General features: G+C 40.6%; 10 protein-coding genes and 1 pseudogene. 4 read left to right on the top strand and 7 right to left on the bottom strand.

Annotated elements, in window-relative coordinates; genetic code table 11:
• Nucleotides 1–86 precede the first annotated feature (86 nt).
• A pseudogene (locus tag ACWM1W_RS04040) lies at nucleotides 87–305 on the bottom strand (endonuclease domain-containing protein); the annotation flags it as partial.
• A 263-nt stretch (nucleotides 306–568) separates the two neighbouring features.
• Here ACWM1W_RS04040 and dhaK point away from each other — a divergent pair.
• Nucleotides 569–2299 carry a dihydroxyacetone kinase subunit DhaK gene (gene dhaK / locus ACWM1W_RS04035; RefSeq protein WP_214001453.1) on the top strand — a complete coding sequence of 577 codons (1731 nt, stop codon included), beginning with the start codon at nucleotides 569–571 and terminating at the stop codon, nucleotides 2297–2299.
• A gap of 120 nt (nucleotides 2300–2419) precedes the next feature.
• On the opposite strand, the gene ACWM1W_RS04030 is transcribed toward dhaK, so the two are convergent.
• The 3 genes from ACWM1W_RS04030 to ACWM1W_RS04020 form a co-directional block, all read right to left on the bottom strand.
• On the bottom strand, nucleotides 2420–3694 hold the full coding sequence (locus ACWM1W_RS04030; protein ID WP_175967024.1) for a glutaminase: 1275 nt from the start codon (nucleotides 3692–3694) through the stop codon (nucleotides 2420–2422).
• Between the two features lie 266 nt (nucleotides 3695–3960).
• A complete protein-coding gene (locus ACWM1W_RS04025; protein ID WP_214001454.1) occupies nucleotides 3961–4767 on the bottom strand; it encodes an SDR family oxidoreductase in 807 nt (268 codons plus the stop codon).
• Entirely contained in the window at nucleotides 4767–5462 is a 696-nt protein-coding gene (locus ACWM1W_RS04020) for a hypothetical protein (RefSeq protein WP_214001455.1), read from the bottom strand. Before ACWM1W_RS04020 ends, ACWM1W_RS04025 begins: the two co-directional genes overlap by 1 nt.
• 175 nt (nucleotides 5463–5637) lie before the next feature.
• On the opposite strand from ACWM1W_RS04020, the gene ACWM1W_RS04015 reads away from it, so the two are divergent.
• Complete coding sequence (locus ACWM1W_RS04015) at nucleotides 5638–8532, top strand: valine--tRNA ligase (RefSeq protein WP_214001456.1); 2895 nt, start codon at nucleotides 5638–5640, stop codon at nucleotides 8530–8532.
• 115 nt (nucleotides 8533–8647) lie between these two features.
• A complete protein-coding gene (locus ACWM1W_RS04010; RefSeq protein WP_448765317.1) occupies nucleotides 8648–10417 on the top strand; it encodes a KAP family P-loop NTPase fold protein in 1770 nt (589 codons plus the stop codon).
• A gap of 22 nt (nucleotides 10418–10439) precedes the next feature.
• On the opposite strand, the gene ACWM1W_RS04005 is transcribed toward ACWM1W_RS04010, so the two are convergent.
• On the bottom strand, nucleotides 10440–11186 hold the full coding sequence (locus ACWM1W_RS04005; RefSeq protein WP_004782810.1) for an IS5 family transposase: 747 nt from the start codon (nucleotides 11184–11186) through the stop codon (nucleotides 10440–10442).
• A 63-nt stretch (nucleotides 11187–11249) separates the two neighbouring features.
• Here ACWM1W_RS04005 and ACWM1W_RS04000 point away from each other — a divergent pair, with 63 nt between their 5' ends.
• Entirely contained in the window at nucleotides 11250–11783 is a 534-nt protein-coding gene (locus ACWM1W_RS04000; RefSeq protein ID WP_214001459.1) for a hypothetical protein, read from the top strand.
• Nucleotides 11784–11938: 155 nt separating this feature from the next.
• Here ACWM1W_RS04000 and ACWM1W_RS03995 read toward each other — a convergent pair whose 3' ends face one another.
• Nucleotides 11939–12982 carry a molecular chaperone DnaJ gene (locus ACWM1W_RS03995; protein ID WP_208462526.1) on the bottom strand — a complete coding sequence of 348 codons (1044 nt, stop codon included), beginning with the start codon at nucleotides 12980–12982 and terminating at the stop codon, nucleotides 11939–11941.
• Nucleotides 12983–13125: 143 nt separating this feature from the next.
• Nucleotides 13126–13812 carry a carbonic anhydrase gene (locus ACWM1W_RS03990; RefSeq protein WP_208462527.1) on the bottom strand — a complete coding sequence of 229 codons (687 nt, stop codon included), beginning with the start codon at nucleotides 13810–13812 and terminating at the stop codon, nucleotides 13126–13128.
• Nucleotides 13813–14155: the final 343 nt, after the last annotated feature.

Here is a 14155-nt window from a genome sequence, read left to right as displayed (position 1 = left end):
TTAATGTAATACAACTCAATAATTTACACAATTTTTTTAATTACTACTTAAGATCCCTCTTATTACTTTCCTAATCTTTCTACTTACTCTTTCAAAAAAATTTGACTACCATCACATTCAACCACCAAATTAGCAGCAGGACAGTAAAAATCTACGATGTAATTCAAAATTGGTTTTTGCCGATAAAATTGCAAGTCTAAAATTTGCTTATGACGTAGACGTGACCATAACAACTTTTCAGCATCCGTCATGTTATTGCGTAAATCCCGCGAGGCTTGTTTTAAGTTTTTATTGTAGGGCGTCATTTTTATTCTCTTTTATTTTTAATCTCCCCTCGTCCCTCTTTTTCAAAGAGGGGGACTCCACAGAAACAAATAAATTACGTGACAGCCCCTCCCTTTGAAAAAGGGAGGTTGGGAGGGATTTAATTTATCAAATATGCGCCCCTTTTCTAACCCATCAATCCTAAATCATCCGCTTTTACACTTTTAAGTCTGCAAAATTCATCACTTTCATGAATAATAGACCAATAAATTTATCTCCCAAATCAATGACTATTGGTGTTGCAATGAAGAAACTCATGAACGGTGCTGAAAACATCGTTGTCGAAATGTGCAAAGGCTTTATCTTGGCACATCCAGAACTGGCATTTAATGAATCTTATAAAATTATTTCCCGAAAAGAAAAACACCAAAATGTCGCCCTGATCAGTGGTGGGGGTAGCGGCCATGAACCTGCTCATGCCGGCTTTGTGGGTAAAGGCATGCTCGATGCTGCCGTATGCGGTGATGTATTCGCTTCACCTTCACAAATTCAGGTCTATAAAGCCTTGCAGCAAGTGGCGACTGACAAAGGCGTGTTGATGATTATTAAAAACTATTCTGGCGATATGATGAACTTCCAGAATGGTGCTGCCTTAGCGACTGAAGATGGCATCAAAGTTGATTACGTAAAAGTCGCTGATGACATCGCAGTAAAAGACAGCTTATACACTGTCGGTCGTCGTGGTGTTGCCGGTACAATCTTCGTGCATAAGATTGCCGGTGCTGCTGCCTCTAAAGGGTATGAACTAGCACGTGTTAAAGAACTGGCACAAAAAGCTGCGAATAATGTGATTAGCCTTGGTTTTGCCTTTACCTCTTGTACCGTTCCAGCCAAAGGCACACCAACGTTCATTTTAGCTGAAGATGAAATGGAATACGGCGTGGGTATCCACGGTGAACCGGGGATCCGTCGTGAAAAAATCCTGCCGTCTAAAGAACTGGCGCAACGTATTGTCGATGACCTATTTCTGGATCGTCCTGACCTAACTGAAGTGGCTGTTCTGGTAAATGGCTTTGGCACGACTCCACTGCAAGAATTGTATGTGTTCAATAACGATGTATGTGAACATCTGGCAAGTAAAGGCATCAAAATTTACCGTACCTTTGTCGGCAACTACATGACCAGTATCGACATGGCCGGTGCATCAGTTTCCCTACTAGCTGTGGATGATGAACTAAAAACTTATCTGGATGCAGAAGCCAATACGCCTGCTTTTAAAATGGATGGTTCACCTGTACTGCCATTTGAGTTTGCAGCCAAAGGTCAAACGGCTACCCGTACAGTGAATACAGATGTTGAAACACATCCTGAACATGCTGTGATTGCCAATGAACAGTTCACTATCGAGAACATGCGCTATGTTGTGGATGTGATGAGTGTCTGCATCATTAAAAATGAAGTGCCTTTCTGTGAACTGGATGCCCATGCAGGTGACGGTGACTTTGGTATGAGTGTGGCTAAAGGCTTTAAACAACTCAAACGCCAGTGGCATGAACTGGTTCAGGCTGAACAGATGGATGATTTCCTGCTGAACTGCTCCATGATCATCATGGAACATTGTGGTGGCGCTTCAGGTCCAATCTGGGGATCTGCCTTCCGTTCAGCAAGTAAAGCCATTCAAGGTAAACAAACTCTAAGCGTGGCGGATTTTGCCGAGATGCTGCAAGCTGCGGTCAAAGGTATTCAAGTGACTGGTGAGCGTTCATTTGGTCGTGGTGCTGTGGTTGGTGACAAAACCCTGATTGATGCTCTGGCTCCATGTGCAGATTCTTGGTCTGCCAATACTGACAAGACTTTTAAAGAAAACTTTGTTCTAGGTGCTCAAGCGGCAGTTCAAGGTGCAGAATCCACCAAAGAGATCGTAGCGCGTATGGGCCGTGCCGGTACGGTGGGTGATCGTAGCCTGGGTTATCCGGATGCTGGTGCGCATGGTTTAGGTGTGATCTTTACTGATATTGCTGAGCATATTAAATAATTAAAAATCCCTCCTAACCTCCCTTTAGAAAAGAGAGGAACCACGCGAATTTAATATTGTTATTTGATCCATATGGAGTCCCCCCTTTGTAAAAGGGGGATTTAGGGGAATTCCATTCCTTTATTTAAATCTCTCCAAAAACTTCTCCAACTCCTCCGTCACCACCACCCTTTTTCTACCCTTTAATTGATCTTTATCCAGCAAACCTTCTGAGTCTACAACCAGCACTTTATGTCCATCCTGTTTTAAACGCTCGACACCTTCAAATAGCATTCGGGCACCCACATCATGTATCAAAGTGAGATTGGTCAAATCGAGAATAATGGTACTTTTACCTTCAGGTTCATCCTGCAAGATCCGTAGCAGCATTTCAGACTCGGTAAACTGCAATACGCCACGCAGTTCATAAACCACGACGTTATTCTTTTTCCCCACTGTGTAACGACTTTGCAAAATGGTCTGTGCTGACGGCGTACCTTCCATGAGATGCAGTCCCATATCGTGCGACAGATTTTCAAAAATTTTCACACCACGTACACTATTACCATGCTCATCAATTTTTGGGGAAAATACCGCAATTCCCACTTGCCCTGGCAGCACTCCAATAATGCCCCCTGCCACGCCGCTCTTGGCTGGAATACCAACTGTCGTCAGCCAGTCACCTGCAGCATCGTACATACCGCAGGTCAGCATGACACTGAGTAATTGCCGGACTAAAGCCCGATCCAGCATACGTTTTCCTGTCTTGGGATGCACACCACCATTAGCCAAGATACTGGTGATCACGGCCAGATCTTTGACGGTGACTTTAATGGCGCATTGCTTGATATAGCCATGCACGATTTCTTTAGGATCTTCATCCAGCACACCAACAGTACGCAGCATGTAACCAATCGACATGTTACGAAAAGCTGTTTTAATTTCCGAATTATAAACTTGCTCATCAAAAGACAATTCCCGTCCTGCCAGTCCACTAAGAAAACGGCGTAACTGTTCAGCACGTGATACCGTTTTCTTGGCAGGAATCAAAGAATGTGTGGTAATCGCACCAGAATTAATCATAGGGTTTTTAGGAATATTGCGTTCTTTTTCCAACGAAATCTGATTGAAAGCCTCACCTGACGGTTCTACGCCGACTTTTTCAAGTACCTTTGCCAGTCCAATTTCTTTAATGGCTAGCGCATAAGCAAAAGGCTTGGAAAGCGACTGCATGGTAAATTCAACGTCATCATCTCCAGCAGAATAGATGGTTCCATCTACGGTCGATAACGCAAGTCCGAGCTTGTCAGGATTAACCGACGCGAGTTCAGGAATGTAATCTGCCAGTGCGCCTTTTTTATTATCATGGCAAGCAGAAAGCACATGGTTCAAGTAATCCGGTACCGGCGTTTTCATGGCAAATGCTCCCATCTCAATATTTTATATCATTTTTATTAAAACTGAATACTGAAGGCGGTTTTGCTACTTTTATGCAGTTTTGTGTTGTGAAAATGGGATATGGGCAAAAGAGATAGAAAAAATAGAAGACTTAACTAGACTAAATAAGGAATCTTAAAATAGATAAATCATAAAGATGAGCACATTATTTTCAGATTACAGGTCTATTTCTATCAAGCAATAAACCTGTAACCGATGACAACCAGCTTGATCTTTCAAGCAGATTATTTCACCTTAGTTTTGCGAATCATCTTATACAACACTTTTGGCGATAGACGTGAAACTAAAACACCTAGTTTTTCTTTAGAGCCACCCACCACGATATATTCTTCGCCACGTTTCAATGCTTCTACAGTCTGACGGGCAAAATCAGCCGGTTCCAGACCGTTTTCAATTGCTTCATCCTGCTTGGCCTGAGGTTTACCTTCCCCATTTAAGGCGTTAAAAGATACATTGGTTTTAATAAAGCCCGGGAAAATCACGGATACCTGAATACCCTGATCTGCCATTTCAGCGCGCAGGCTGTTGGCCCACATATGAATCGCGCCTTTGGCTGCTGAATAAGACGCCCGATATTGAGTTCCAAGTAGACCGGCCACACTGGAAATAAAGGCAATCCGGCCAGATTTCTGTTTTAAAAACGTCGGTAAAACCGTTTTGGTCAAAAACACCTGAGAGAAATAATCAACTTCCATAATGGCGCGTTCAGTCTGCATGGTGGTTTCCTGAATCAGGGCACGCTGACTGAGTCCAGCATTATTGATTAGCCAATCAATGCGGCCTTTCTCACTCAGCACCTGTTCATAAGCCGTGCGTACCTGATTTTCATCAGTAATATCGGCTACGATTGAGATGTGTTGATCAGGTTTCACCAGTCCTGCACGGACTTTTTCCAGTTCTTCCAAACGTCGTGCGGTCAATACTATCTGCGCACCTTGTGCAGCACATTCTTCGGCCAGTGCCTTACCAATTCCTGAAGATGCTCCGGTAATCCAGACGACTTTTCCCTGTAAATTTTCTAGTTTTGTCATTAAATCCTGTCACCCTCTTTATATGAATATGTGCCTGGCGGCATTTCATCTTCCAGAAATGCCAGCAACTGCTCAAAATAATAACTCATGGTATCCGCATCATAGAGGCTACCGACTTTATCAAAACGTTTATAACCCAGTTGTGTGGTCAGGTGAATCACACCATTCAATGTTTTATCCACCACCACATTAAATTTGAGCATCTTTTTCGGTTCACGCACCAGATGCGTCACGCCCTGATCCACCACCTGAATAAAAGCTTTCAATGCCGGTGAGACATACTGATTATTGCCACCTTTCATTTGTTCTACGCAGCCTAGCAGTTCCGTGATCAGCATGCGTTCTACCGGATAGCGAACAAAATATCCGTCCTCATTTTCATGGGTCATCTTGTACAGATAGTTCACCATGGGAATCAACCGATCATTACCAAAAAAAGAAACCGACCACGGCATATATTTGCGTGTGGTTTCTAAAATCTGTTGAATGACTTTTTCAGATTCCTGATCTGGGGAGCTAGAGAGTTGCACCACACGACCAAAAATCTGGTCAATAATTTCACAGGCAATATCGGCCAGATTTTCACCGAGCAGTTTGGCCAGACTTTCCTCTTCGCCAGCATTAAATCGGGAATGCAGGTCTTTAAAGCGTTGATGGGTATCGGGGTGAATTTTGAGAGAAATGCTATAGCTCATCTTGTTATCCTTTTTTTAATCGTCTGCGATGAGTCGCGTTTTTATCAACCTATCATACGTTGAGTTCAGGCAACTGCCAATTGGCGAAAGTTTGCTTTTGGTTAAGCTGCCGCATGGCTTGATTTTTTTGCTACAATAGATGCAATTTTTTATCCACTTTTGATCTGTTTAGACTATGACTGATTCAGCGCAAAATATTGCTACGACCTACGATCCGACCGAGATCGAGAAAAAATGGTACCAAACCTGGGAAGAGCGCGGTTACTTCAAGCCGTCTCAAAAAGGTGAATCATTCTGTATCATGATTCCGCCGCCAAACGTCACTGGTAGCTTGCACATGGGTCATGGTTTTAACAATGCCATCATGGATGCCTTGACTCGTTATAATCGTATGTCAGGCAAAAATACCTTATGGCAGCCAGGTACTGACCATGCGGGTATTGCAACCCAGATGGTTGTTGAGCGTCAGTTAGGTGCTCAAGGCGTAAGCCGTCATGATCTGGGCCGTGAAAAGTTCATCGAAAAAGTTTGGGAATGGAAAGAACAGTCTGGCGGTAACATTACCCGTCAAATCCGTCGTCTGGGATCTTCAGTAGACTGGTCACGTGAACGCTTTACCATGGATGAAGGTTTATCCAATGCCGTTAAAGAAGTGTTCGTGAAACTGCATGAAGAAGGCCTGATTTACCGCGGTAAACGTCTGGTGAACTGGGATCCTAAATTGCAAACTGCCCTGTCCGACCTTGAGGTAGAATCTGATAAAGAAGAACAAAGCTCATTGTGGCACTTCAAATATTTCTTTGAAGATAAATCGCTTCGCACTCAAGATGGCAAAGACCATATTGTCGTTGCCACCACTCGTCCAGAAACATTACTCGGTGATACTGCGGTTGCGGTCAACCCTGAAGATGAGCGTTATGCACATCTTGTCGGCAAAAATATTGTATTGCCAATTACTGGCCGTACAGTTGCCATCGTTGCTGACGAATATGTTGAAAAAGAATTCGGTACAGGCTGTGTGAAAATTACGCCTGCGCACGACTTCAATGACTATGAAGTAGGTAAACGCTGCAACCTGCCAATCATCAATATCTTTAACAAAAATGCCGAAGTTCTGGCTGAGTTTGAATATATCGAAAAAGCGGGCGAGCAGATTTCTAAAACCATTCCTGCTCCTGCAGACTACATCGGTTTAGAGCGTTTTGAAGCGCGTAAAAAGCTGGTAGCTCAAGCTGAAGCTGAAGGCTGGTTAGATCAAATCCAACCTTACACCCTGAAACCACCTCGCGGGGACCGTTCAGGCGTGATCGTTGAGCCATTACTGACTGACCAATGGTATGTGAAAATCGCGCCACTGGCGAAACCAGCGATTGAAGCGGTTCAAGACGGTCGCATCAAATTCGTTCCTGAACAGTACAGCAATATGTACATGGCGTGGATGAACAACATCCAAGACTGGTGTATCTCGCGTCAATTGTGGTGGGGTCACCGTATCCCTGCTTGGTACGATGCTGAAGGCAACGTATATGTTGGTCGTGACGAAGCTGAAGTTCGTGCGAAAAACAACATCCCTGCCGATGTTCAATTGAAACAGGATGAAGATGTACTGGATACCTGGTTCTCTTCAGGTCTTTGGACATTCTCAACTTTAGGTTGGACTGGCGATGAAGCAAAAGACAAAGAAAACTACTTCTTAAATACATTCCACCCAACAGATGTATTAGTGACAGGTTTTGACATCATCTTCTTCTGGGTTGCACGTATGATCATGCTGACCATGCACTTCATGAAAAATGAAGATGGCACACCACAAGTACCATTCAAAACTGTGTATGTACACGGTCTGGTACGTGATGGCGAAGGTCAGAAGATGTCTAAGTCTAAGGGTAACGTACTTGACCCATTAGACCTGATTGACGGTGTTGATCTGGAAACCTTGGTACAAAAACGTACTTTCGGTCTGATGAATCCAAAACAGGCTGCGAAGATTGAGAAATCTACCCGTAAAGAATTCCCTGAAGGTATTCAGGCTTACGGTACGGATGCGGTTCGTTTCACTTTCTGTGCCCTTGCCAACACTGGCCGTGATATCAAATTCGACATGAAACGTGTGGAAGGTTACCGTAACTTCGCCAACAAAATCTGGAACGGTACCCGTTTCGTGATGATGAACGTCGAAGGTCAAACTGTTGGTCAAACTGCACGTCCTGATCTGTGGGAATTGCCTGAACAATGGATCGTAAGCCGTCTGCAAAAAGCAGAACAAGCGGTTCAGCAAGCATTCGCGACTTACCGTCTTGATCTTGCTGCTCAAGCGATCTATGAATTTATCTGGAATGAATACTGTGACTGGTATGTCGAGCTGACCAAACCGGTTCTGAATGATGAAAACGTATCTGAAGAGCGTAAAGCTGAAGTTCGTCGCGTATTATTGGCTGTGATGGAAGCGTCTTTACGTCTTGCTCACCCAATCATGCCGTATCTGACTGAAGAAATCTGGCAAACGCTTGCTCCTAAACTGGGGATCTCTGGCGAGACTATCATGCTGGCTCAATACCCTGTTGCAGATGAAGCGAAGATCAACGAACAGGCTGAAGCAGACATGCAATGGCTACAAGGTTTGATCGGTGCTGTACGTAACATCCGTGGTGAGATGGGCTTAGGTAATGCGCGTCTGTTACCAGTTCTTCTTCAGAACACCACTGAAGCTGAAAAAGCACAGATTACTCGTATCGAAGCCTTGTTCAAGGCATTGGCGAAAGTTGAAAGCATCACTTTCCTAGCTGATGGCGAACAACCACCGTTATCTTCATCTTCAGTTGTTGGTCACGTATCTGTATATGTTCCAATGAAGGGCTTGATTGATCCTAAAGCGGAATTAGGTCGTCTACAAAAAGACTTAGACAAGGTTCAAAAGCAACATGACCAGATTGCCACTAAACTTGGCAATGAAGGTTTTGTCGCGAAAGCACCTGCGGCGGTGGTTGAAGGCGAAAAAGTGAAACTTGCTGAGTTTGCTGACCAGTTAGCGAAGATTAAAGCGAATATGGAGCAGATTGCGGCACTTTGATGCTGTAGTTTGATTCTAAAATCCCCTCTTAGTGAGGGGATTTTTTATTAAAATCATAATGATATTTGATAGAATTATTAGATTAAAACTTTATAAATGCATCAACATGACAAATATGGATAAATACGCATTTTCTGCTGATAGACCAATTAAAAACATAGAACAAGACGTATTAGGTCGAGCCGATTTTGCAAAAAACTTGAGTGATGCTATTTCTCAATGGAAAGGTGATGAAAGTCTAGTTATTGCCTTACATGGAGACTGGGGTTCAGGAAAATCATCTATTAAAAATATGGCATTATCATATTCTAGAGAACAAGCTAATTCACCAACAATTATAGAGTTTTCACCGTGGGAATGGTCAGCTCAAGAGAAGATTGTTCAGGCGTTTTTTGACGAGATATCAAAATCTATTGGAAGAAAGGATTCATCTAAAGAAGATCAAAATTTGGCAAATATATTTGCGAAATATGGGAATCATTTATCTACGGCACACACTTTTCTCAAGGGTGCTAATTTAGCACTACCTCTTCTTGTAACTTCAATTTTAAGTACAGGTATAATTAGCAGTTACTTTACTGACAATACACAATTACCAATACTCATTGCAACGATTACCTCTTTTATAGCTTTAGTCTTACCAGCCACAGAAAAAGGGAGCGAATTGTTAGGGAAACTTTCAGAAAACTACGAAAAAAAATCTAAATTAAATGAAAAAAACTTAGCAGAAATTCGTGAGGAATTAATTACTGCTTTAAAGGATAGGACGACTCCTCTTTTAATCGTTATGGATGATATTGATCGTTTAACAACCGTAGAGTTGCGAATGATCTTTCAATTAATTAAAGCAAATACTGATTTTCCTAATGTAATATTTTTGCTTTTATTTCAGAAAGATATTGTAGAAAAAAAACTCACTGACAATACACAATCTGGTCAAAACTATCTAGAAAAAATTATTCAGATCCCTTTTACAATTCCACAAATTCAATTAAAACAAGTCCACGAAGTTTTATTTAATCTATTAAACAATGTGATAAATAGTCACACTGATGCTGACAAAAGATTTGACCAAGAAAGATGGGCTGAGATTTATCACAAAGGTTTAAAAAACTATTTTAATAATCTAAGAAATGTTTATAGGTTCAATTCTACCCTTTGCTTTAACTTCAATCTTTTTAAAAATAATCAGATTTTTGAAGCAGATCCAATAGATTTGATAGCCATTGAATGCTTAAGAGTATTTGAGCCGAATGTTTATAGCAAACTTTCCAACTCTAAAGAAGCTTTTACAACTTTGCGTTCTGTCTCAAGCGACAATCAAACAAAAAAAGTAAAGTATTTACGTATTATTGAAGATATTATAAAGAGTGCATCTGAGAAAAATAGAGAATCTGTCGAAGGTATTTTGAAAAGCCTCTTTCCTACTACTCAGTGGATTATCAGCAACTATTATTATGATCATAGTTCATATCAAGAATGGTTTACTCAACTCAGAGTGTGCCATAAAGATCATTTTGATAAATATTTCAAACTCAGTTTTGATAGCGAAGATTTTTCTACGTCAGACTTTATAAATTTCCTAGAACTAACCAATGATAGAGAAAAACTTAAAGACAAAATTCTTGCCCTAGATGCAAGAAATTTAGCGGAAGATTTTCTATCAAAATTCGAAGCATATAGCAAACAAGTACCTCAAGAAAACTATAATGCATACATTTATGCATTATTAGATGCTGGCGATGAAATCAATAGGGAATCAAATAAATTTTTAGGGTTTTCAGCACAAACTTATTTGTTCAGATTATGTTCTTGGTGTTTAGAAGAGATACAAGATATACATTTACGAGCTAAAATTTTAAAAGATTATATTAGGGTCTGTTGACATTTACTGTTCATAATTAAACCTATAAAGGTAGCCATAAAAATATACAGGCTAAGGCAACAGCACTTTGATAATTTCTTTTGAGCTTGTCATATCGAGTAGCTATTCCTCTAAATTGCTTTAATCTACAAAACATATTTTCAACTAAATGCCTGATTTTATATAAATACCAGTCCATATGATCATTGTTCGATTGGCTATTTATTTTCTTTGGTATATTCGCTTTTGTCCCTGTTTTTCTGATCTGTTCACGCAGTGGTTCTGAATCATAGCCTTTATCTGCGCAGACCACTTTTGTCTCTTTTAAGTCTAATGTTGATATTAAATCAGGTGCAACTTTGACGTCATGTGTGGTTCCATCGGTAATCATGAAATCAACAGGATTGCCATTTGCATCAACAATCAAATGTATTTTTGAGGAGTTTCCTCCTACACTTTTAGAAATGGATTGATTCGCTATACCGGCAGAATGTTGATGAGCACGTACGTGAGAGCCATCAATAAAAATCCACTCCATATCGGGGCATGATGCTAATAATTTGAATAATCTAAGTAACTTACCACTGCTTGACCAACGATTAAAACGTTTGAAAATAGAGTTTGATTGACCGAAATAGGAAGGAATATCTCGCCACGGACAGCCTGTTCTAATTCTATAGAGAATAGCTTCAATAAAATTACGTAAGTTTGAGTTGTGATGAATAGATAAATTACGCAAAATAGTTTTCAACTTTTGCCAGTGTTGATCTGTCAGCATGGTACGAGGCATAGCGAATAGTAAAATTGGGTTTGGCGATTTGATTTTACTACTTCGCTATTTTTTAAGCTAAAAGTGTCAACACACCCTAAACAAAATTCTAATTTTTCAATCATTGAAGATATTTTGATTGCAGAAGATCAGAGTAGAGCTAAAGATCGTGAGACATTATTAGAAGACTCTGATTTTGAACAGCTCAAAATAGATTTTACTAATAAATTAAATCAATTTTCTAATTCAAATCCTGAAGCTCTATCAAAAAATTCATCATTCCTTTCACTCATGTATCGTTGGAAAGAGTGGGGGAATTCTTCTGATACTCTTAATTGGTTTGAAGCCCAAACTCAGGATATTCAAGGTATTTTAAAGATACTTAAGACGATGATCCAAACTACTAGATCTTATGGAAGTTCTTATACTAAGCCTCATATCAAAAGATATATTAAAGCTGACACTGTAACAAATTTCTTAAACATTCCTCGGATATCACACATAGTCAACTCTGCTGATCTTTCTACGCTTTCAGAAGAGGAAAAAGACTTAATCAAAATGCTCAAAAAAGGATTTGAAAATAAAGCTAATGGAAGAGATGATGATTGGGATGACTAACCTCTCCCCCAATGCTTTCCATAGGGAGAGGGAGTATCATTTGATTTAGTACCTACGTGGATTCCACAATAGAGTTCCCTCTCCTGAGCAAGTTTTAAAGCACTGCTTTAAAATGAAGCGCAAGTGAGGGTTAGGGAGAGGTAACTCAAATTAAGTTAAAGCATCCCATGCCTTAAAAACATCTCCAAGCCGCTCACCTTTTTGATATACATCAGGCGTTCTTTTTCTACTTTAATCTGCTGTTTTATAGTGGCAGTATCTTCATCAATCTGCTTATACAGGTCAGCAATTTGAACCTTGCCTTTCGCCTTTTTCACTGCAATTCTGGTTTTCGATGACCAGACCAATCTATGGAGCAAGGTATCAATCTGTTCTTGTAACTTCTGGCTCTGCGCATCCAAAGCCAGTTGATAAAACTTGAGTTGCTCTGCACTTAAACTCTTTTGCGAAGGATCTCGATCTTGCTCAATCTGAAGCTGCATTTTTAGTAAGGCAAACAAATCCTGTTCTGCATAGGCCTCATTGGCACGTTGCAATAATTCAGTTTTCTTGATTTTTTTGACATCATTCACTTCACGGTCAGGGTGAATCGCCGCAGCAATCTTTAAATATACCGATTTCACTGACTGCTCTGCCATTGCGGCTGCCTGTTCCTGCTTTTCCTGCTGGCGTTTTAGTTTGGCCTGCTCGCGGATTTGCTGAAAATGATCAGAAGCCCATTCTTCAAATCCCTCAGCATCTGCCGGATCTGGGACATTTTCATTCTTAAAGAATCTTTCTAGTTCATTAGTCTTTTTTTGGCTTTTCCTGAATTGAGCATGTTCAGCGCGTTGCTGATAATAGGCGAAGATTTCATTCACCTTATTGGTTTCTTGCGCTGACATTGCCTGAGAATCTTGCAGATAATCTGCCAGGTATTGAATCTTCTCATCCAGCACTATCAACTCGGCCTTGGTAAAATCTGTTTCCTGTAAATGCGTCCAGAGCTGTTCGAGCTGCTCAAACAGAACACCATGCAATTCATGATAGACCGGCATGAAAGTTTTATGCGTATATTGCTGTAGGTCTTCTTCAGCCTGTTGCCATTTTTTTAACTCCAACTTCTGCTGTTCGATTTTATCAATCAAACGATCCAGCTTCTTCTGCTGTGGCGAAAGCGCTGTGAATGGTTGGATCATGGTTTTTAAGTCAAAGAGCATGGCAGCAGAAAGACCCAAGGAAATCTTATCTATATTAATTCTTTCAGCATTCGCCACAAAGTTCTTTTCACCTTAGGCTATTGAAATTTGTATCAGAATTAAAAAAAGCAGAACTAAGTCTGCTTTTTTTACGCGGATCTTTATTATTCCAGTACAACACGGCCATTTAAAGACTGCACTGGACGGTTATTTGGATGGCCCATTAACTTGGAAAATTCTGAAATCTGTGTCGCAGAGGCCTGCTGGATTTCTTTCAGAATTAACCAGCGCACACCTTCAGAACATGGTGGTGTGGTCAGCGAACCACTAAAGCGATAATAATCCAGATTCTTAGGCAACATCTCATTTACAGGTTGCGGAGTCTTTAAGACGACTTTTTCACCTTGCTTTTTCGGCAAGCGGTTCCACATACGTTTAAGCATCGGATTTTCTCTACCCTGCTCAAACATCATCGCCACTACAGCAAGTTCCCCTTGAGCATTGGCATGGACAAAATGAATCTCTAGAGGATAGCTCTTGCCCTTAATCAGGTTCTCACTTGGGCTATGCAGATGAAACTGTTTCAGCACAAAAGTTTCACCATCCAGCTGCAATTCTCCGCCTTGAGCAAAGTCTACTTGAACGGTATGACCCTTATTTTCAATCGCATGAATCATGGTGTTATAGCTAAACTTGAGCGGTTCCAATTCAGCTTTGACTGTTCGCTCAATATTGATCGGTGACTGGTTCAATCCATTACAGGCTGAATATTTCTGGTTCAGAGTCGACCATTGTTCAGGCTGCGTATAGTTCCAGTCTGCATCTGCAAATACCGCTGTACTTAAGCCCATAACCGTTAAAAGCGTGAATATCTTTCTCACAATACATCCTTTCTTGGAAGTCAAAATCAATTTTTTTAATTTAAAAAACAGATTTTTAGCTTGATCTAATCGCTATATTTTTCAGGGCACAACATACAGAAATTTATAAGTATCAAGTTATTTGATTACAAATCATTAAATAGTTCTCATTATTCCAAGGAAATTGCTCAGATTTTATCTTGATATATTTCAGCAGGATATTATTTATGCTGATTAAAAGTCACACAGAGTAAAATGTGAACTGGTTCAAATTTAATCTATTGAATAATCAATCAATATTTACATGAAATATCTATCTTATTTTCTCAAAATC

The sequence above is a fragment of the Acinetobacter sp. TW_SC_4 genome (assembly GCF_054861205.1).
Note: the sequence above shows the minus strand (reverse complement) of the source record. Positions and strands in the feature narration are given on the sequence as shown.

Excerpts from the sequence above, each read along its gene's own strand:
- dhaK (WP_214001453.1), top strand. The coding sequence starts at position 569 with ATGAAGAAACTCATGAACGGTGCTGAAAACATCGTTGTCGAAATGTGC.
- ACWM1W_RS04030 (WP_175967024.1), bottom strand. The coding sequence starts at position 3,694 with ATGAAAACGCCGGTACCGGATTACTTGAACCATGTGCTTTCTGCTTGC.
- ACWM1W_RS04025 (WP_214001454.1), bottom strand. The coding sequence starts at position 4,767 with ATGACAAAACTAGAAAATTTACAGGGAAAAGTCGTCTGGATTACCGGA.
- ACWM1W_RS04020 (WP_214001455.1), bottom strand. The coding sequence starts at position 5,462 with ATGAGCTATAGCATTTCTCTCAAAATTCACCCCGATACCCATCAACGC.
- ACWM1W_RS04015 (WP_214001456.1), top strand. The coding sequence starts at position 5,638 with ATGACTGATTCAGCGCAAAATATTGCTACGACCTACGATCCGACCGAG.
- ACWM1W_RS04010 (WP_448765317.1), top strand. The coding sequence starts at position 8,648 with ATGGATAAATACGCATTTTCTGCTGATAGACCAATTAAAAACATAGAA.
- ACWM1W_RS04005 (WP_004782810.1), bottom strand. The coding sequence starts at position 11,186 with ATGCCTCGTACCATGCTGACAGATCAACACTGGCAAAAGTTGAAAACT.
- ACWM1W_RS03995 (WP_208462526.1), bottom strand. The coding sequence starts at position 12,982 with ATGCTCTTTGACTTAAAAACCATGATCCAACCATTCACAGCGCTTTCG.
- ACWM1W_RS03990 (WP_208462527.1), bottom strand. The coding sequence starts at position 13,812 with ATGGGCTTAAGTACAGCGGTATTTGCAGATGCAGACTGGAACTATACG.